Below are 20,304 nucleotides of genomic sequence, written 5' to 3'. Positions count from 1 at the left end.
GCGCGGTTGGGCATCGACTCAATCGCCGGCGGAGGCTTCTGCCGGTTCCACGATCAATGCTGCGGCCACGTCGCGCCCTTCGGCCATGATCAGGTTGTAGGTGCGGCAGGCCGCCGCGGTGTCCATGATCTCCACCCCCAGCTCGCGCCGCTGCAGTTCGCGGCGCAGCTCGCGCGGCGGAAAGCGGCTGACCTCGCCGGTGCCGATCAGCAGGACCTCCGGGGGTTCTTCCAGGACCGGGCCCAGTGCCGCCAGGTCCAGTTCGCCGGCCGCGCGCACTGGCCAGTCCGCATGCAGCGAGCGCGGCCGCACGATCAGACTGGCGTGATAGCCGACATCGTTGATCCCGATCGCCCCGGGGGCATGCCCGGTGATGCGATAGGTGACGCCGTCGGAGGTGAGTTCGGAAAACAGCATGACGCAGACGCTACCCCGCGACGGCGCCGGGCTCAAGAGCTCGCAGCCGCTGCAGGGATCAGCGGCGCGGCCGGATGGGATCGCCGGGGTGGGCGCCGGGGAGACCCATGCGCATGCGGCAGCGCGGTGGAGGATTGGTCACGAAGTACTCCGGCCCGGCCAGATCGCCCATGCAGCCGATGCGATCGGGCTGGAAGGCGCGCCGCGCCAGCGCGTGCAGGGCGTCGTCCAGCGGCCCTTCCTCGCGCACCCGTTCGCTGCTGATCGGTTGCCATTCACCGTTTTCGCGTTCGGCGATGGCGAAGCCGAAGGGGAAGTAGCCGGGACCGCCCAGGCGGATGTCCGTGGCGACCAGGCGCGGCGGACGGTCCTCGTCGTACTGCGCGTGAAAGCGCAGGAACGGGCCGCTGAACTCGCGCAGGCGCCAGCCGTCTTCGAGTTCCATGGCGGCTTCTTCGAGTCCGTGCGGGTCGCGGCGGAAGGTCTCGAAATCGGGACGGATCGGCTGGTCGAAGATCCCGACCCAGGCTTCGTGGAAGTGGTTGCCGTCGAGCACCGTGACCCGCCACACGAGCATGTTGAACGGGGTGGGCTGGACCAGCCGGGGCTGGTCCTCCAGCCCGGCCTGGGCCAGCGCGGGCTGGATGTGGCGGTCCAGCCAAGCCTGCAGGGCCAGGCCGCTGCCGGCGTAGGCGGTGGAAAGCACCAGCCCGGCCACCAGCGCCCGCGGCGCGAAGCGCCAGAAGGCCGCGACGATCACCCCGATCAGCAGCGGCAGGGTGTACAGCGGGTCGATCACGAAGATCGAGGCCGTCCCCACCGGGTCGACTGGCAGCGGCCAGAGGATCTGGGTGCCGTAGGTGGTCAGGGCATCGTTGAGGACATGGGTGACCAGGACCAGCGCAAAGAACCACCACCAGCGGGCAAAGCCGATGTCGCGGGTCGCCGGGATCCGCGAGGCCAGCCCGGCGGCCGCCAGCGAGAACAGCAACAGCACCGGGATCGAATGGCTGAACCCGCGGTGCAGGGTGAAATCGGAGACCGCATCACCGTAAGCTATGAGGATGTCGAGATCCGGAATCAGGGCGACCAGCGCGCCGAGTACCAGGGCCTTGCGGCCCAGCCGTGAACCGAGGACGAGGCCGCCGACGGCGGCACCGAGACTGGCGTGGGTGACGGGATCCATGGGGGTCTGCGTTTCCCTGCGATGCGTGGGCGGGTGGTCCTGCGACCGGCCGCGGCGCGGCGAGTTCGGGGCGCAATGATGGCGGGCGGCGACGATCACGCACAAGCCCGCGGCCGGCACGCGGATACGCGGGCCTGGGACTTCTGGATCGACCGCGGTGGCACCTTCACCGACATCGTGGGGCGCGACCCCGAGGGCCGGCTGCATTCGCACAAGCTGCTGTCGGAGCACCCCGAGGCCTATGCCGACGCGGCGGTGCAGGGCATCCGCGACCTCCTCGGGCTCGCGCCGGGCGAACCGGTGCCGGCGGCGCGCATACACGAAGTGCGCATGGGCACCACGGTGGCCACCAACGCCCTGCTGGAAGGCAAGGGCGAGCCGGTGGTGCTGGTGATCACCGCGGGCCTGGAGGACGCGCTGCGCATCGGGCATCAGGCGCGCCCGGAGCTGTTCGCGCGCGACATCCGCCTGCCGGTCCCGGTGTACGACCGGGTGGAACCGGTGGACGAGCGCGTGGATGCCGCCGGACGGGTGCTGCGCGCGCCCGATCTGGACGCCCTGCGGTCGCGCCTGCAGGCGGCGCGGGCGGACGGCTATCGCGCGCTGGCGGTGGCCTGCGTGCACGGCTACCGCTTCCCGGCGCACGAGCAGGCGGTGGCCGAGCTGGCGCGCGAGCTGGGCTTCGAGGAGGTGGTCGCCAGCCACGAGGTCAGCGGCCTGATCAAGCTGGTGCCGCGCGGCGAGACCGCGGTGGTGGACGCCTTTCTGTCGCCGGTGCTGCGACGCTACGTACGACAGGTGACCGCCGAGCTGGGGACGGTGCCGCTGCGCTTCATGCAGTCCTCCGGCGGACTGGTGGATGGCGAACGCTTTCGCGGGCGCGATGCGGTGCTGTCCGGTCCCGCCGGTGGCATCGTCGGGGCGCTGCGCACCGCGGGCCCGCTGGGCTTCGAGCGCCTGATTACCTTCGACATGGGCGGGACCTCTACCGACGTGGCGCATCTGGCGGGCGAGCTGGAGCGGCGTCAGGAGAGCGAGGTGGCCGGGGTCCGCCTGCGCGTACCGATGCTGGACATCCACACCGTGGCGGCCGGCGGCGGGTCGATCTGCCGGTTCGACGGCATGCGCCTGCGCGTGGGGCCGGAGTCGGCCGGGGCGCAGCCGGGTCCGGCGGCGTACGGTCAGGGCGGTCCGCTGACGGTCACCGACTGCAATCTGCAGCTGGGACGGTTGCGGCCCGAGTATTTCCCGGCGGTGTTCGGGCCGGATCGCGACCGGCCGCTGGATGCCGGGGCGGTGGCGGAGGGCTTTGCCGCGCTGGCGGCCGAGGTGGGGGCGACCCAGGACGAGCCCCCGTCGCCCGAGGCGCTGGCCGAAGGCCTGCTGGAGATCGCGGTGGAACACATGGCGCGCGCGATCAAGACGATTTCGGTGCAGCGCGGGCACGACGTCGGCGGTTATGCGCTGGTCTGCTTCGGCGGGGCCGGCGGGCAGCATGCCTGCCGGGTCGCCGAGCGTCTGGGCATGCGGCACGTGCTGTTGCATCCGCTGGGCGGGGTGCTGTCGGCCTTCGGCATGGGCCTGGCCGAGCTGCGGGCGCTGCACGAGGCGAGCCTGGAGTGTCCACTGGACGGCGATGGCGTGGCGCGGCTGGAGACGGCGCTGGGCGAGCTGGAGGCCCGGGCCCGGGACGAGCTGGCCGGGCAGGGCGTGGAGCCCGCGCAGTTGCGACTGCATCGGCGGGTGCAGCTGCGGGTGGAGGGCTCGGATTCGACCCTGGAGGTGGAGGCCGGGAGCCCGGAGGCGATGCAGCATGCGTTTGCCGAGGCCTGGCGCCGGCGTTACGGCTTCGCCCCGCCGGACCGGCGGCTGGTGGTGGCGGTGGCCGCGGTGGAGGCCGTGGGGCCGGGGGCGGAACACCCCGCGGAAGCGGCGGGCGCCGCCGCGGATGACGAGGCCGCGGCGGGCGAAGCGGAATGCGCGGAACGGGTGTCGATGTTCACCGCAGGGCAGTGGTGCGAGGTGCCGCTGTACCGCCGCGAGGCCCTGAGCCCCGGCATGCGTCTGGAGGGCCCGGCGATCGTGATCGAGGCCACCGGCACGGTGATCCTGGAGCCGGACTGGCGGGGCCGCATGGCCGCGGACGGCACGCTGGTGCTGGAGCACGACCCCGCCGCGGGGGCGCGTGATCGCAAGCGGAGCGAGGATCCGCAGCGTCGCGACCCGGTGCGGCTGGAGGTCTTCAACAACCGCTTCATGGCGATCGCCGACCAGATGGGCTTCACCCTGCAGAACACCGCCCATTCGGTGAACATCAAGGAACGCCTGGATTTCTCCTGCGCGCTGTTTGACGGGGCCGGCCGGCTGGTGGCGAACGCGCCGCACATGCCGGTGCATCTGGGCTCCATGGGGGCCAGCGTGCGCGCGATCGTGGCGGCCTTCGGCGACGACCTGCGTCCGGGCGATACCTACGTGCTCAACGATCCGTTCAACGGCGGGACCCATCTGCCGGACATCACCGTGATTACGCCGGTGTTCCTGGATGCCGCGGGCGGGGTCACCAGCGATCCGGCGACCCCGGCGGTGCTGCGGTACTTCGTGGCCTCGCGCGGGCATCACGCCGATGTCGGCGGGATCACGCCGGGGTCGATGCCGGCGTTCTCTTCAGCTCCGGAGGAGGAAGGTGTGCGAATCCCGCCCGTGCGGCTGGTGCGCGACGGCGAGTTCGATGGCGAGATCCTCCAGACGCTGCTGATGTCCGGTCCGTGGCCGGCGCGCAATCCGGCGCAGAACCGTGCCGATCTGGAGGCGCAGGTGGCGGCCAATCGGCGCGGTCTGGAGGAACTGGATCGCCTGCTGGCCGAAAGCGGCCCCGCGCTGGTAACTGCCAGCATGCAGCATGTGCAGGAGAACGCGGCCGCGGCCGTGCGGCGGCTGATCCCGGAACTGGAGCCCGGCCACTTTCGCTGTGCCCTGGACAACGGGGCGGAGATCGTGGTGTCGGTGACCCCGGATCGGCCCGGATCGGCGGAGGATGCGCGGCTGGTGATCGATTTCGACGGGACCTCGGCCCAGCGCGCGGACAATTTCAACGCGCCGGTGTCCATCGTGCGTGCGGCGGTGCTGTACGTGCTGCGCTGCCTGCTGGACGACCCGGTGCCACTCAACGACGGCTGCCTGGATCCGGTGGAGCTGCGGGTGCCGGAGGGCTGCATGCTCAATCCGGTGCCGCCGGCCGCGGTGGTGGCCGGGAACGTGGAGACCTCGCAGGCGGTGACCGACGCCCTGTTGGGTGCCCTGGGGGCGCAGGCGGCCGCGCAGGGGACGATGAACAACCTGACTTTCGGCAACGACCGTTACCAGTACTACGAGACCATCGCCGGGGGTGCCGGCGCAGGCCCCGGCCACCACGGCGCCAGTGCGGTGCAGACCCACATGACCAATTCGCGCCTGACCGACCCGGAAGTGCTTGAGAGCCGTTTTCCGGTGCGGGTGGAGCGCTTTGCGCTGCGCACGGGCTCGGGCGGCACGGGGGCCTGGCGGGGCGGCGACGGGGTTATCCGCCGTCTGGGTTTCGACGAACCGATGGAACTGACCCTGCTGGCCAATCGCCGCCGCGTGGCGCCGTTCGGCCTGTGCGGTGGTGGCGATGCGGCGGCGGGCGAGGACTGGCTGATCCGCGCGGACGGGCGCCGCGAGCGCCTCCAGGGCTGCGACCGGCGTGCGCTGGAAGCGGGCGATGCGGTGGAGATCCATACACCGGGCGGCGGGGGATACGGGACCCCGCAGACCGACCCGCAGACCGAGTAGAGCCGGTCGTTCGGCGGGGCGGCCCGCGCGAGGCGTCAGCCGGTGGCGCCGGCCGATTCCCCCGTGCCCAGCTTCTGCTCCATCAGATGATCGAACAGGGACTCTTCCGGGATGATCTGCGCGCGCCCGGTGCGGAACTCCTGGGCCAGCCCCTGGAGGCTGTGCTGGCGCTTGCTGCGGCCGGCGGCATCGGTGAACAGGAAGCGTCCGGAGTGGGTGCCGCGCCAGACCAGCTTCATGCGCGTGACCCGGGTGCCGGCGGGCGAGGTGAACTGGATCCAGGTGCCCGATTCCAGGCTGTCGGCGGTGTCCACGTGCTCGTCGTCGTGGTCGCGCATCAGTGACGGGTCGTCGTCCGGGAGGCGCGCTGCGGTGGCGAACGGGCTGGCCGCCGAGCGGCCCTCGCTGCGCCGGCTGCGTTCGCGCGAGCGTTCTTCGTTGCCCTTGTCGGAGGCCTGGCCGCGGTGGCTCGTGGTGTCCGTGGCGTCGGTTCCGTCCGTTGCGGGGGCTGAGCCAGTCGCCGGTTCCTTTTCTGCCGCCGGTTTCGCCTCTTCGGTATGGCTTGGCTTGCGCCCGGCGGCCATCAGGTGGGCACTGACCAGGTCCGACTTGATGCGGGCACGTTCCTCCGCCGACAGCGGAGCCCGGTCGAGATAGGCGCGGATACGGGCCAGCAGTGGCGCCGAGGACTTGAAGTCCGGGGCCTCGCGCATCAGCTGCAGCAGTTCCTCCAGCAGAGCCAGACCGGCGGGGGACTCCCGGCCGTCGTCGGCTTCCTGGCTGTCATCGGCGGCGGATGCGGCGGTGTCCGCAGGCTGTTCGCCGGGGGTGGCGGCCGGGGTCTCGTCGTCGGTCCCGTCCGTGGTGCCCGTTTCCGCGGCGCCGGCCGGGACGTCGGACGCCCGAGAGGATCCCGGACCGCCGTCCTGCACAGGGGCCGGCGCGGTGGCGGCGTCCGTACTGCCCTGCGATTCAGGGGCTGTCGCCACGCGGGCGGTCTCCTCCGCGGTGAGCAGCGGGACCCAGGCGTCCATCAGCTGCTGGCGGGCCTGGTCGGGCAGGCCGCGTCCGGCGGTTTCCACGGTCTGGTGGACGGTGGTCTCCATCTGCCAGGAGACCTCGATCCGGGTCTCCTCCTGTTCCGCCTCCCGACGTTCCTCGGCCGCCTCGGTTTCGATCTCGGATTCGACCTGCTCGAGATCCTCGCGCAGGGCCTGCAGCGCGCTGTGGTAGGCGTCGGCACTGTCGAGGCCGGCACCCCGCAGACGCTCGACGTGTTCCGCGACCAGCCGCGCCAGTGGCAGTTCGCGGGCGTCTTTGAGGTCGAGATCGGGGTCCACGCGCAGGGCGATATTGAGCAGCTGACCGGTCATCTGGCGTGCCGGGTGCTGCTTGTCGCGGAAGAAGCTGCTGTCGCGCATGGCTATGCGCACCAGCGGGAGCTGGAGGTCGGCCAGGGGTTCGCGCAGGGCCGGGTTGAGGTCGTCGCGCTTGAGGATCAGGTCGAACAGGCCCTGCAGCAGGTCCATGATGAACGGTTCCAGCGACTCGCGGCTGGGGGCATTCTGGACCATGGTGGCCACGGCCAGCGTGCCCGGCATGCCCTGCGGCATGGCTCCGCCCTCGGCGGGGACCATGCCGCGCTCCCCGGCCGGCACCACGTAGCCGAACTGGCCCCAGTGGCCGGCGGGGGCGGCCGGTCCCGGCTCGTGCCGGGCCGTCGCGGTGGTCGCCGGGCCGGCGTGCGCTGGCGGCTCTTCTGTCCCGGCCCGGGTGGCTCCGCCGCCGCCGGTGCTCCGCGTGCGCGCCACGGGACCCGTTTCGGGGACAGCCAGCCCCGCTTCGCCGAAGGCACGGAGCAGCGCCTGCATCTCCGGCTGCAGGTCGCGAACCACGTCGCGGTCGAACCAGTGCAGCAGCATCAGACAGTCTTCGGGGGGCAGGGGGACGGCTTCGACGGCCTGAAGGAAGGCATCCCCGAGGGCATGCGGATGCCAGGGGGCCGCCTCCGGGGATGCTGCGAGCCGGTAATCCCGCGTGAGCTGCTCCAGGGCGTCGATCTCTTCCGACATCACCGAGCGCGCCCCGGCGACTACCTTGCGCAGGGCGACTTCGCGTTCGGTGGCCTCCTGATCCATCACGCTCAGCTCGAGGCCGACATCGTCGGCGCCGGGGTCCGTGCCCGAGGGCGGCTGTGCCGGGGTCAGTCGTTCCGCCAGTCCGCTGCGGAACTGAACGAGCACGGATTGAGCCGCCATGCGAATCTGCCGCGACAGCATCATGTTCTGCTGCGCGCGCTGGGAATCGATCGCCTTCTCGGCCGAGTCCATCAGGCGGTCGTCGAGCTCGTTCATGAATGCGCGGTTCTTTTCCTCGAGCGCATCCATGAACGGGGTCCAGACGCGCTGCAGCAGCCGGGGCGGGATTCGGTAGGTCTGGGCCATGATCACGTGGAAATTGAGCGTTGGGTCTCACTCTATCACCGCTGTCGGGGGGCGAGGGGTGACCGGGGTCACGTCAAACCCGACGTCTGGCGGGGTTGTGATCGGCGGGTCGCGCGGAACCGGGTCGGCCGCAGTCGGTCCATGGTGTTGCGGACGGCGGGCCTGCGGCCCGGGCACCGGCAGACGGAGGGGACGATGAAACGACTGATTGACTGGGCCGAGCGCGGCTGGTTGCCGGATGCGGCCATCCGTGCCGGGATCCGGCATCTGCTGCGGCGGCGGCTGCGCGAGAGTGGCGGGTCGCCGGAGACCCTGCGTGCACGGCGCGAGGCGCTGGTACGGGCCATGCGTGAGGCGCCCGTCGCTCTGTCCACCGATACGGCCAACGAACAGCATTACGAGCTGCCGACCGAGTATTTCGAGGCGTGCCTGGGGCCGTGGATGAAGTATTCCTCCGGATGGTGGCCGGAAGGCGTGGAGGATCTGGCCGGAGCCGAGGCGGCGATGCTGCAGCTGACCACGGAGCGCGCCGGGCTGGCCGACGGCCAGCGGATCCTGGAACTGGGCTGCGGCTGGGGGTCGCTCTCGCTGTGGATGGCGGAACAGTTCCCGCGGGCCTCGATCCTGGCGGTGTCCAATTCGGCGACCCAGCGCGCGGCGATCGAGCACCGGCGCGATGCCCTCGGCCTGACCAACCTGGAGGTGGTGACCGCCGACATGAACGATTTCAGTCCTCCGTACGGCGACTTCGACCGGGTGGTTTCCGTCGAGATGTTCGAACACATGCGCAACTGGCCGGAGCTGTTCCGTCGCATCCATGACTGGCTGCGCCCGGGCGGGTGGTTCTTCATGCATGTGTTCGCCCATCGCGACCGCGCCTATTTCTTCGAGACCGACGGTGATGCGGACTGGATGGCCCGGCACTTCTTTCGCGACGGGCTGATGCCGTCCGAGGATCTGGTGCATGAGTTTCAGGACCACCTGCGGGTGCGTCACCAGTGGCGGGTGGGCGGCGAACACTATGCGCGCAGTCTGAACGCCTGGCTGCAGCATCAGGATGCCGCCCGCGAACGGCTGTTGCCGCTGTTCTCCCGGACGCCGGATGCGACGGAGCCGGCGCGGGTCTTCCAGCGCTGGCGGATGTTCTACATGGCCTGCGCCGAGCTGTTCGCCCGGAACGGCGGGGGTGAGTGGTTCGTCTCGCATACCCTGCTGGAACGCCCGCTGCGCGAGGACACGGAATGACCCTTTCGGTCGCTTTTCTTTGGGGGCTGCTGGCGGCGCTGGGTCTGATGACCCTGGTCTGGGGCGCGGCGATGCGTCGCCGCGACGCCAGCCTGGTGGATCGTTTCTGGGGTATCGGCTTCATCGTCGTCGGCGTCCTGTGGTGGGGGATGGCCGGGTTCCCGGCAGCGGGACTATGGATGCTGGTGCCGGTGGTCCTGTGGGGCCTGCGCCTGTCGGCCTACATCACCTGGCGCAACTGGGGCCATGGCGAGGACGCGCGGTACACCGCGATGCGCGGAGAGCTGAGCGATGCGGCCTTCGCGCGCCGCAGCCTGGTCACGATCTTCGGTCTGCAGGGTGCGCTGGTGGCGGTGATTGGCCTCCCGGTGCTGGCGGGGGTCAGTGCGCAGTCGATGCAGCCGCTGCTGCTGGCGGCGGGCCTTGCGGCATGGGCCTTCGGTTTCGTCTTCGAGACCGTGGCCGATCTGCAGATGGCCCGCTTCCGCGCCGATCCGCAGCGGCGCGGCGAGGTCATGGACCGGGGGCTGTGGCGCTACAGCCGGCATCCCAACTACTTCGGCGAGATCGTGGTGTGGGTGGGCTACGGCCTGCTGGCGCTGGCGGCCGGCGGCTGGTGGGGTATCCCGTCGGCGGTTCTGATGATCGTTCTGATCCTGCGGGTATCCGGGGTAACGCTCCTCGAATCACACCTGCACGAGACCCGCCCGGGTTATGCCGACTACGTTGCACGGACCCCGGCGCTGATCCCGGGGCGCCCGCGCCGGCGCTGAGCGACGCACAGGCTTGCCGGACCCGGGGCCGGCACGCTATAAATGCGCGATTCCGTCCCGTCCGGGGCGACGCCGACCATCCTCCGAACGTGGAACCGAGCATGAGCGCTTCCCCCAGCTCCGTCCAGGCCATGGAACTCAAGGGCCGCATGCTGCTGGTCTCGGTGCTGCGGGTGCACGACGCCGAGCCGCACAACCTGGGCAACATGCTCGCCGCGCGACGCGACGAGGCGCCCGATCTGATGCGCGACATGCCCATTGTGCTGGATCTGCAGCCGGTGGCGGATGCCGGGGACGCCGCGCTGCGCGCGGTTGTGCAGCAGGTGCGGGCCGCGGGCTTTCGCCTGATCGGGCTGCAGGACGGCGAGGCGGCGCAGGCGCTTGAAGCGGCGGATGCCGCCGGACTGCCGCCGCGTCTGGCCATGGGTGGCCGCGGCGGTTCCGGCGAGGTGGCCCTGGGCGAGGGCCGTGCGCGGCGGGAGGCCCCATCCGCGGAGGGCCCGGAGGAACGCGATTCCGCGGCTTCGGCGGCGCCGGTGGCGGTGCACAGCGCGACACGCGTGGTGGACCAGCCGGTGCGCTCGGGGCAGCAGGTCTACGCACGCGGCGGGGATCTGCTGGTGACGGCTCCGGTCTCCGCCGGTGCGGAGCTGCTGGCGGACGGCCACATCACCGTACTGGGGCCGTTGCGTGGCCGCGCCCTGGCCGGAGTGCGCGGGCTGGTGAGCGCGCGCATCTTCTGTCGCCGCCTGGAGGCCGAGCTGCTGTCGATCGGTGGACACTACCGGATTGCCGAAGACATCACGGAAGCCGAGCGCGGCGACAACCGGCTGGTGACACTGGCGGGCGAAAGCCTCAACATCACGGAGTCCTGAGCGGATTCCGCTTCCCTCGATTCTCAAGGAGACGCAGCCAACATGGCACGTATCGTAGTGGTGACTTCCGGCAAGGGGGGCGTGGGCAAGACCACGACCTCGGCCGCGATCGCGACCGGCCTGGCCCAGCGGGGCCACAGGACCGCAGTGATCGATTTCGATGTCGGTCTGCGCAACCTCGACCTGATCATGGGCTGCGAGCGGCGCGTGGTTTATGACTTCGTCAACGTGATCAACGGTGACGCGAACCTGAAACAGGCGCTGATCCGCGACAAGCGGGTCGAGAATCTGCACATCCTTCCCGCATCGCAGACTCGCGACAAGGAAGCGCTGACCGAGGATGGCGTAGAGCGCGTGCTCGGCGAGATGGCGGAAGAGTTCGATTACATCATCTGCGACAGCCCGGCCGGCATCGAGCGGGGTGCCCTGATGGCTGCCTATCACGCCGACGAGGCGGTGGTGGTCACCAATCCCGAGGTGTCCAGCGTGCGTGACTCGGACCGGATCCTGGGGATTCTCGCCTCCAAGACCCGCAAGGTGGAACAGGGCGGCGATCCCATGCCCGGGCGCCTGCTGCTGACCCGTTATTCCCCCGAGCGGGTGGAGCGCGGGGAGATGCTCAGCATCGAGGACGTGGGGGAGATCCTGGCGATCGACCTGCTGGGCGTGATTCCGGAATCCCAGGCGGTGCTGAATGCCTCCAACGCGGGGCAGCCGGTCATCCTGGACGCGGAGTCGGATGCCGGGCAGGCGTACGACGATGCCGTCGGCCGCTTCCTGGGCGAGGAGCGTCCGCTGCGTTTCGTGGACGTGCCGAAGCGGGGCTTCTTCGGCCGTTTGTTCGGAGGCTGAGTCCATGGGCATCTTCGATTATTTCCGTCAGCCACGGCAGAAGAGTGCGAACGTTGCGAAGGAGCGCCTGCAGATCATCGTGGCGCGCGAGCGCGCGGCGCGTTCCGGCCCGGACTACCTCCCGGCAATGCAGCAGGAGCTGCTGCAGGTGATCCGCAAATACGTCGAAGTGGACGACGACGCGGTGCAGATGAACGTCGATCGCGAAGGGGACTGCGAGGTGCTCGAGCTCAACATCACTCTGCCCGACCATGAGGAAGGGGCCCGCTGAGGCAACTGCGGGAACGTGGCCGATCCACCGTTTGTCCACCACGGACAACCATCGGAAGGAGACGGCGCCATGATGCAGACCATCCTGATCGTGACCACCAGTCACGACGAGCTCGCCCCGGGGCATGCGACCGGACTCTGGTTTGACGAATTCGCAGACCCCTATCAGCGGTTTCGCGAGGCCGGATACGAGATCAAGGTCGCCAGTCCCCGGGGCGGCCCGGTTCCGCTGGACCCGCGGAGCCTCGAGGCGGCCCACCCCGGGCCCGCGGCGGCGACCGCGCAACAGGCCCTGGATGACACCATCCCGCTGGATGCGTCGGTGCAGCACGAGCAGTACGCAGCGCTGTTCTTCCCCGGCGGGCACGGCACCATGTTCGATCTGCCGGATAATCCGCATGTCCAGCGGCTGGTCGTCGAATTCCTCGAGCACGACAAGGTACTCGGCGCGGTTTGCCATGGCCCGGCCTGTCTGGTGGGCGCCATGCTCCAGGATGGCAGCCCCGCGGTCTCCGGCCGGCGGGTGGCCGCCTTCACGAACAGCGAAGAAAAAGGCGTCGGTCTCGATGCCGCGGTCCCCTTTCTGCTGCAGGATCGTCTGGAGGCTCGCGGTGGCAAGGTGGACGCCGCCGACGACTGGGCGGAACACGTGGTGGTTGATGGCCGCCTGGTGACCGGACAGAACCCGCAGTCGGCGCGGGCGGTCGCCGACGCCATGGTGCGCCTGTTGCGCGGCACCTGACACCTCCCGGGCCCTTCCCGGAGTCGCCCGGCGTCCCGGGCGGCTCCGTTTCTTCCCTTCGTCACCCCTCGCATCCCCTATCCCTTCGTCGCAGTCCAGGCCGGCGTGCTGCGGGTGCCTGCCGGCCGGCGTCCGCGAAACCGTGTCGTCATTGGCATGCACCGTCCGGGGTTTTCGGCTAGAATCGCGGGCGGCTCATCAGCGGGAGCGTGCGGGAAAGGTCGCGTGCCCCCCATCGCCGGGAACCCGTAAACGACGGATCCCGGGAAACCATAGATGAACGTCAATCGGTCGTATCTAGATTATTTATTTGTTATTAGTGGTTAACCTTCCTAACCTAGGCGACCGTCACGATTAACCAACGCGTAGGAGAAAGCCACATGGCCGCCAAGAAGTACTCCGCGGGTGTCAAGGATTACCGCGAAACCTACTGGATGCCGGAATACATGCCGCTGGATACCGACCTGCTGGCATGCTTCAAGATCACCCCGCAGCCGGGCATCGACCGCGAAGAAGCCGCAGCCGCCGTGGCCGCCGAGTCCTCCACCGGGACCTGGACGACGGTGTGGACCGACCTCCTTACCGATATGGACTACTACAAGGGCCGTGCCTACGCCGTCGAGGACGTGCCGGGTGACGACGAGTCCTTCTACGCGTTCATCGCCTATCCGATCGATCTGTTCGAGGAAGGCTCGGTGGTGAACGTGTTCACCTCGCTGGTGGGCAACGTGTTCGGGTTCAAGGCCATCCGTGCCCTGCGCCTGGAAGACGTGCGTTTCCCGATCGCCTACGTGAAGACCTGCGGTGGTCCGCCTGCCGGTATTCAGGTCGAGCGTGACAAGATGAACAAGTACGGCCGGCCGCTGCTGGGCTGCACCATCAAGCCGAAGCTGGGTCTGTCGGCCAAGAACTACGGGCGTGCGGTCTACGAGTGCCTGCGTGGCGGTCTCGACTTCACCAAGGACGACGAAAACATCAACTCGCAGCCGTTCATGCGCTGGCGCGAGCGTTTCGAGTTCGTGCAGGAAGCGACCGAGAAGGCCGAAGCCGAAACCGGCGAGCGCAAGGGTCACTATCTGAACGTGACCGCGCCGACCCCGGAAGAGATGTACAAGCGTGCCGAGTTCGCAAAGGAGATCGGCGCGCCGATCATCATGCACGACTACATCACCGGCGGTTTCTGCGCCAACACCGGCCTGGCCAACTGGTGCCGCGACAACGGCATGCTGCTGCACATCCACCGTGCGATGCACGCCGTCCTCGACCGTCATCCGAAGCACGGTATCCACTTCCGCGTGCTGGCGAAGATCCTGCGCCTGTCCGGCGGTGACCACCTGCACACCGGTACCGTGGTCGGCAAGCTGGAAGGCGACCGTGCCGCGACCCTCGGCTGGATCGACATGCTGCGCGAATCCTTCGTCCCGGAAGATCGCTCCCGCGGTATCTTCTTTGATCAGGACTGGGGCTCCCTGCCGGGCGTGTTCGCGGTGGCCTCCGGTGGTATCCACGTCTGGCACATGCCGTCGCTGGTCACCATCTTCGGCGACGACTCCGTGCTGCAGTTCGGCGGCGGTACGCTGGGCCATCCGTGGGGCAACGCCCCGGGTGCGACGGCCAACCGCGTGGCGCTGGAAGCCTGCGTCCAGGCCCGTAACGAAGGCCGCGACGTCGAGCGCGAAGGCAAGGAGATCCTCACCCAGGCCGCGCAGCACAGCCCCGAGCTGAAGATTGCGATGGAAACCTGGAAGGAGATCAAGTTCGAGTTCGACACCGTCGACAAGCTCGATTCCCAGCACAAGTGATCGCCCGAGTGCGGACGGCCGCTGGCGGCGCCGTCCGCACCCTGAACGAACCAGACACAGGATGACCGACATGTCCGATATTCAGAACTTCAAGCCGGTGCAGAAGTACGAAACCTTCTCCTACCTGCCGGAGATGAACGCCGACCAGGTGCGCAAGCAGATCGAATACTGCCTCGCGCAGGGCTGGAACCCCTCCGTGGAGTACTCCGAGAAGGAGCACGCCATGTCCCCCTACTGGTACATGTGGAAGCTGCCCTTCTTCGGTGAGCAGTCGGTGGAAGCCGTGCTGCAGGAAATCGAAGAGTGCCGTCGCAGCAATCCCGGCATGATGGTGCGCTTCGTCGCGTACGATAACTACGCCCAGAGCCTGGGCATGGCCTTCGTGGTCGATCGCGGCCGCTGATCCGGCTGCGGCCGGGTCGGCTGTCGCCGGCCCGGCCATTCCATACAGGGTTTTACTGTTGCCGTCGCCAACTGTAAGGAAGTGCCATGAGTAATCCGACATCCGCGTCTGCAGGCCTCTCCGGTCGCGAGCTGGCCCGCGAACGGCGCAAGGCCATGTCCCGCAATGGCAAGGCCGCCGTGAAGGGCTCGAACCAGGGCGTCTCGCGGTCCCAGGTGGTTCGTCAGAACCCCGCGCCCGCGGCGCCTGCGCCCGAGCCGGCTCCCTCGGCCCCGGAATCGGGGCGTGAGTCCGACGCGCCCGCGCAGCCCGAGCCCCGGTTCGCCGAACCGCGGGCGGAGCGGCAGACCGATGGGTCCGACGCGCCGCCTCCGGGCGCCCACCAGGGTGCCTCCAACGGGCGTCAGGCCGCGCTCGAGCGTCGGCAGAAGATGGCACGTCAGGGCAAAAAGGCCCTGGGGCGGGGCAGCACGCGCGGCTCGGGCGGATTTGCCCGGGCCGGCTCCGAACGCTCGCGGCAGCTCGAAGTCCTTGCGCAGAGCCAGGACGTTGACTGCGAGAACATGAGCGGCCGCGAGATCTGCCGCCTGCGCCGTCAGGCGCTGGCGCAGAACGGCAAGAAGGCGATGGCGACCGAACCGCGGCGCGAGGATCGTCTGCGTGGCCGTGAGCGCGACCCGGAACCGCCGCGCCCGACGCGTCCGCCGCGGGAGGCCGCGCGGCAGCCGGAATCGCCGGCGGCCGATGAATCCGCCGAACGTGCGGGAGAGGCGCTGGACCAGGGGCTGGATCGCCTGTGCGAGCAGGTGGAACAGCGTCAGGACGAGAACGATCGCGAGATCAAGCCGATGATCTCCGACGTGCGGGCCATCTGCATGGCGCGCCGGGACGCAATGGCGAGCCAGGGCAAGAAGGCGCTGCGTCGGCGTTATCAGGCCGGCACCAAGCGGCCTTCCGATCTGCCGCGCGAGGGCTCGTGGAAAGCGGCCCAGCGCAAGGGCATGACGACCCGGGAGATCGCGCGTCAGCGGCGCCAGGAACTGTGCAGCATTGGCCGCGGTTCGTCCGAGCCGGGCCGGCCTTGCGGCCGGCCGCGGCACGACGCCCAGCATGATGCGCCGCCGAAAGTCGAGGAAGGGACCACCCTTTCCGGCGGGCACGTGAGCGGCACCCAGGTCGAGAGCACTTATGCCGTGACCGGTGGCGAAGCCGGCAGCTGCTACGACGTGACCGGGACCGAATACCTGGGCGCGGAACATTTCGATCGCTACTGCGGGACCCTCCCCGAGGCCCATTCGCCCAAGGTCGGCCATTCGCATACGAGCCACGGGCAGGAAGTCAGTGGAACCGAGGTGGGGCGGTCCCGCCAGGTCACCGGCGACGAGCGCGGCAGTTGCGAGGCGATCACCGGCACCGAGTATCTCAGTACGGAACAGTACGAGGGCTTCTGCGGCACGCGTCCGGCACCCGGCACTCTGCGCACCGGCGTGATGCACACCGGTCGCGGCGAGGATGTCTCCGGCACGACGGTCGGTCGCAGTCCGAAGGTAACGGGTGATGAGTCGGGTTCCTGCCGGAGCGTGACCGGGACCGAGTATCTGAATACCCGCGACAGTGAGGTTCCCTGCACGGGAAAGCCTGACGGAGCGCCGGCGCGGGCCGGTGTGATGCACACCCTGCGGGGTCGTGAACTGACCGGCACCGACGTCGGGCGCTCCTCTCCAGTGACGGGTGTTGAACACGGGGACTGCAAGCCCGTGACGGGTACGGAATACCTGGGTAGCGAGGACTTCCAGCGCTGCGGGACGCGCGGCGAACCGGCGGCCTCCCGTGTCAGCGAGATGCACACCGCGCACGGCCGGTCCCTGACCGGTGTGGCCGTGGATCGCAGTCCGCGGGTGACCGGAGACGAGACGGGTTCCTGCGCCTCGCTGACGGGGACGCCTTACTACAACCGGGCCGATTTTGCGGAGCTCTGCGAGCAGCCGGCGGCCGGTGGCGTCCACAAGGTCGGCGTGATGCATACCCTGCATGGCGGCGAGGTGTCGGGAACGCGGGTGGAATCGTCCAGTCGCATCACCGGCGATGAATACGGGGGCTGCAAGCCCATTACCGGGACGGAATACGTGGGATCCGATCATTACGAAACACTGTGCGGCACCACGCCGGAAGCCGGCCCGGACAAGGTCACGATGGGCCGTACCTGGAAGCAGCAGGGGGTCTCGGGCCCGGCGATGGGACCGTCCTCGCGCGTGACCGGCGATGAGTACGGGGCGTGCAAGCCGATCAGCGGCACCTCGTACGTGGGTCCGGACCAGTATCAGCAGTACTGTGCCCCCGAGGAAGCGCGTTCGGCCGGCGTGCGCGTCGCACAGCGGCATTCGACCCCGGGGCACGCCGTTTCCGGCAGTCAGCCGGGTTATGACGACCGGGTGACCGGAACCGAACACGGTGCTTGCCAGGACGTTTCTGGCGCGCCCTATGTCGGTGCCGACGAATTCGCGTCCACCTGCGCCAATGTGGCCGGCGACCTGCATCCCCGCCTGCGTCCGGAAGGATTCGAAGGGAACGCGGTGATGCAGACCACCGCTGCATACCAGGCCGCCCCGGCGGCGGGTGATGCCGAAGTGCCGGCGGGCGGCTTCAGTGTGCCGTCTCCGGCCCGCGAGGCGCGTGAACGGCGCGTGACGGGTACGGCCTACGGTTCGAGCGGATCCATCACGGGCTCGGTGAACAAGGCGGTGGGCCTGGTGTCCGGCACCGAGGAGTTCCGTTACGGAGAGGCGCGTGCCCGGGCGGGCGCACCCATGGCCATGGCCCAGGCTCAGGCCCGGGCGGCGATGGCCGAGGTTGAGGCTGCGGAGCAGGACCGTGGCGGTGCCGAACGCGTGACCGTCAATGGGGCCGGCGGAGACTTCGCGATTACCGGTGACGACTGGCAGCGCGGGGAGTCGGTGACCGGCACGGAAGGCTTTTCGACGCGGCGCAACGTCAGCATGCGCGGGAATCCGCGGGGCGAAGGCAGCAGTGCCTGGAGCAACCGCGAGCTGGAACGCAAGGAAGTGCCTGCGAGCCGGATCACCGGGTCCTCGGGCAGTACGGACGCCGGGTCGCTGGTGACCCTGTCCGGCGGCGCCCGCGGCTGATCCGGGGAGTCGGGAGCTCATGGTCGTTCGCCGCCGCCGCAAACCGACGTCTCTGCGCCCTCGCGGGAATGTGAGCGGGCGTGGCTCGGCGTCGGCGCCGCAGGCTCAACCGGCACCCCTCGTGGGTACGGAGCCAGCGGGCGGGCCCGAGCTCGGCGAGGTCGGGCGTTATGCGCCGGTCGACGACGGCAGCGGTGTGCGGCCGGGGCATCCTCTGGCGGATGTGCGTGGTAACGAACGCCTGCAGGGATTCGAACAGGGGTTTCGCGATCGCTTCGCCGCCCTGATCCCGGTGCTGCGTGAGATCCATGCAATGCAGCACGAAAAGGACTTCGCCGAACGGGCTCAGTCGGTGGCGGAACGTCGCCTGGGGGTGAGCCTGCCGCGGCAGGTGCTGGAAGATGCCTGGATCAATCATCTGGATACCCGGCGGCTGTACCTCGAAGGAAGTTTCCGGCTGTTTGACCGGATGGTGAACGAGTACTGGGCAGGCCGCGACGATCTGGTGGCCGAAGCGGAGTCGGCGATCGCGTGGTTCCTGGATTGCGATTTCCACGAAGTAGATATCTCGCCGTGCTCCGATGGCCGCCTGCTCGGCCTGCGGCGTTTTATCCTGCGCCTGCCGGACATGGCGGTGCGGGTGAAGAGCTACGCGGGCGCCCTGTTCGATATCGAGGAGGACGTGCGGCACTGGACCAAGCGGGAGCTGTTGCGGTTTCGTGAAGGGCGGCCGACCACTGCGGACGTGCCGAGCCGGTACCTGAAGGTGGCGGCGTACCATTACAGCAGTGCGGACCCGGATCACCAGGGCTGCACCGCTCATGCTTCCTGCGAACGGGAGGCGGCGGACGCCGCGCTGCGGCAACTGCGGGCGTTCCGGCAGGCGGTGGAAAACACCTACTGCTGCGGCGCGTCGGTGGACACCCTGCTGATCGGGGTGGATACGGATACGGATGCCATCAAGGTCCACGTGCCGGATGGCGAGACGCGGATGAGCCTGTACCGCTTTGTGGACAGCGCGGCGCTGTACCGCGAGACGCAGGACATGAACGAACAGGACGCGTCGCTCGCGGTGTATCGCGCGATTCAGGACACGGTGCATCAGCAGGGCTGGGGCACCGGGAACGGGGCGCCGCACGAAGGCATGCTGCGATTCATCTCACGGCTGCTGATGAACAACCTGTCGCAGCTGGATTACGTCGCCCGCTATCACGGTGGCCATTACGCCGACGTCGGGCATCGCGAACGGATGATCATCGTGGGCCAGGAAGTGGAAGAGATGCAGGTGCGCAACTTCGCCTACATCGCCCATCTGGACACCATGGAAGAGGGTGCCGAGAGCATGGATGTCGGCGTGAACAAGGTGTTCCGCAAGCTGAACGTGGAACGTGGTCTGCCGGTGCCGGTGGTGGTGCATTTCCGCTACGACCGCAAGGTGCCCGGTTCGCGCGAGCGGGTGGAGGCGCGCTGCCGGCGGGTACGCGACGAGATCATGAAACGCTATCGGGATCTGTCCGAAAAGGGGCTGATCGGCTGCCACATGGTGATTCGGGACAAGCGCAGCGGTTCGCAGCTGGAGCCGCTGGAGGCCTGAGGCCAACGGGAACGACATGAAGATCTGCAAGGTAGAGAAGACGCTGGTATCGACCAATCGCATTCGCGATCTGGGACATCGGCCCCTGCTGGTGGTGCAGGAGAAGGTCGGCGGGCCGCGGACCGTGGCGGTGGACGCCGTGGGCTGCGTCCCGGGGGACTGGGTGATCGTGGTGGGCTCGTCGGCGGCGCGCGAAGCGGCCGGGGACAAGTCCTATCCCAGTGACGCGACGATCGTCGGGATCATCGATCACTGGGAGGAGCAGTAAGACATGGACATCATGCGCGTGGAGGACGAGCTGACGGTGACCCGTCGGGTCGATGGCCTGAAAACGGCGTCCCTGCGCGTGCTGGTGGATGCGAAGGGCGGTCGCGCGGTCGCGGTGGATCCGGTCGGTGCGCACCCGGGGAACTGGGTGTTCACGATCAGCGGATCGGCCGCGCGCCTGGCGCTGGACGACAATTCGATCCTGACCGACCTGACGATCGGGGGGATCATTGATTACTGGGATGACGGCAGTGACGACACGTCGTCGTCGACCAGGGACAAGGCTGGGCAGGACCAGACCGATACCGGGCGCTCGGATGGCGGACGCAGGGCCGCGTGAGCGTCGAATTTTCGAAGTAACCGTAACTCCGGGAGAAAATAGCAATGGCGAGTGAAAACTTTGGTGTGGCCCTGGGCATGATCGAGACCCGCGGTCTGGTTCCGGCGATCGAGGCGGCGGATGCGATGACCAAGGCCT

General features: G+C 68.9%; 17 protein-coding genes. 14 read left to right on the top strand and 3 right to left on the bottom strand.

The features are described 5' to 3' along the window. Positions 1–18: 18 nt before the first annotated feature. Positions 19–417: an Mth938-like domain-containing protein gene (locus F790_RS0110390; protein ID WP_019591620.1), complete on the bottom strand. Its 399-nt coding sequence runs from the start codon at positions 415–417 to the stop codon at positions 19–21. Between the two features lie 58 nt (positions 418–475). Beyond that, complete coding sequence (locus F790_RS0110385) at positions 476–1,603, bottom strand: metal-dependent hydrolase (RefSeq protein WP_019591619.1); 1,128 nt, start codon at positions 1,601–1,603, stop codon at positions 476–478. A gap of 75 nt (positions 1,604–1,678) precedes the next feature. Between F790_RS0110385 and F790_RS0110380 the strand changes: the two genes are divergently transcribed. Next, positions 1,679–5,413 (top strand): hydantoinase B/oxoprolinase family protein, encoded by a 3,735-nt coding sequence (locus F790_RS0110380; protein ID WP_019591618.1) that lies wholly within the window; start codon positions 1,679–1,681, stop codon positions 5,411–5,413. 35 nt (positions 5,414–5,448) lie between these two features. Here the strand turns inward: F790_RS0110380 and F790_RS0110375 are convergent, their stop codons facing one another. Beyond that, positions 5,449–7,857: a DUF1631 family protein gene (locus tag F790_RS0110375; protein ID WP_026332928.1), complete on the bottom strand. Its 2,409-nt coding sequence runs from the start codon at positions 7,855–7,857 to the stop codon at positions 5,449–5,451. A 195-nt stretch (positions 7,858–8,052) separates the two neighbouring features. Here F790_RS0110375 and F790_RS0110370 point away from each other — a divergent pair, with 195 nt between their 5' ends. The 13 genes from F790_RS0110370 to F790_RS13850 form a co-directional block, all read left to right on the top strand. Further along, positions 8,053–9,102: a cyclopropane-fatty-acyl-phospholipid synthase family protein gene (locus F790_RS0110370; RefSeq protein WP_019591616.1), complete on the top strand. Its 1,050-nt coding sequence runs from the start codon at positions 8,053–8,055 to the stop codon at positions 9,100–9,102. Continuing rightward, entirely contained in the window at positions 9,099–9,875 is a 777-nt protein-coding gene (locus tag F790_RS0110365) for a DUF1295 domain-containing protein (protein ID WP_019591615.1), read from the top strand. Before F790_RS0110370 ends, F790_RS0110365 begins: the two co-directional genes overlap by 4 nt. A 101-nt stretch (positions 9,876–9,976) precedes the next feature. Further along, the gene (gene minC / locus F790_RS0110360) at positions 9,977–10,750 is read left to right on the top strand and encodes a septum site-determining protein MinC (RefSeq protein WP_051081909.1); all 774 of its coding nucleotides are present in this window, start codon (positions 9,977–9,979) and stop codon (positions 10,748–10,750) included. 42 nt (positions 10,751–10,792) lie between these two features. Further along, a complete protein-coding gene (minD, locus tag F790_RS0110355) occupies positions 10,793–11,602 on the top strand; it encodes a septum site-determining protein MinD (RefSeq protein WP_019022373.1) in 810 nt (269 codons plus the stop codon). Positions 11,603–11,606: 4 nt separating this feature from the next. Continuing rightward, complete coding sequence (minE, locus tag F790_RS0110350) at positions 11,607–11,873, top strand: cell division topological specificity factor MinE (protein ID WP_018870583.1); 267 nt, start codon at positions 11,607–11,609, stop codon at positions 11,871–11,873. Between the two features lie 69 nt (positions 11,874–11,942). After that, positions 11,943–12,614 (top strand): type 1 glutamine amidotransferase domain-containing protein, encoded by a 672-nt coding sequence (locus tag F790_RS0110345; RefSeq protein WP_019022374.1) that lies wholly within the window; start codon positions 11,943–11,945, stop codon positions 12,612–12,614. Positions 12,615–12,994: 380 nt separating this feature from the next. Beyond that, on the top strand, positions 12,995–14,416 hold the full coding sequence (locus F790_RS0110340; protein WP_019022375.1) for a form I ribulose bisphosphate carboxylase large subunit: 1,422 nt from the start codon (positions 12,995–12,997) through the stop codon (positions 14,414–14,416). A gap of 70 nt (positions 14,417–14,486) precedes the next feature. After that, a complete protein-coding gene (locus tag F790_RS0110335) occupies positions 14,487–14,819 on the top strand; it encodes a ribulose bisphosphate carboxylase small subunit (protein WP_019022376.1) in 333 nt (110 codons plus the stop codon). Between the two features lie 86 nt (positions 14,820–14,905). Next, entirely contained in the window at positions 14,906–17,965 is a 3,060-nt protein-coding gene (locus F790_RS0110330) for a CsoS2 family carboxysome shell protein (RefSeq protein WP_019591613.1), read from the top strand. Positions 17,966–18,086: 121 nt separating this feature from the next. Beyond that, complete coding sequence (locus tag F790_RS0110325; protein ID WP_019589541.1) at positions 18,087–19,559, top strand: carboxysome shell carbonic anhydrase; 1,473 nt, start codon at positions 18,087–18,089, stop codon at positions 19,557–19,559. A 16-nt stretch (positions 19,560–19,575) separates the two neighbouring features. Beyond that, complete coding sequence (locus F790_RS0110320) at positions 19,576–19,827, top strand: carboxysome peptide A (RefSeq protein ID WP_018870589.1); 252 nt, start codon at positions 19,576–19,578, stop codon at positions 19,825–19,827. A gap of 3 nt (positions 19,828–19,830) precedes the next feature. Beyond that, positions 19,831–20,166: a carboxysome peptide B gene (locus F790_RS0110315; protein WP_018870590.1), complete on the top strand. Its 336-nt coding sequence runs from the start codon at positions 19,831–19,833 to the stop codon at positions 20,164–20,166. Positions 20,167–20,210: 44 nt separating this feature from the next. Further along, positions 20,211–20,304: BMC domain-containing protein (locus F790_RS13850; RefSeq protein WP_038030644.1), on the top strand; the 94-nt coding region annotated here is incomplete at its 3' end.

This window comes from Thioalkalivibrio sp. ALE20, assembly GCF_000381405.1.
GTDB lineage: Bacteria > Pseudomonadota > Gammaproteobacteria > Ectothiorhodospirales > Ectothiorhodospiraceae > Thioalkalivibrio.
This window is presented reverse-complemented; position numbering and strand designations above follow the sequence as displayed.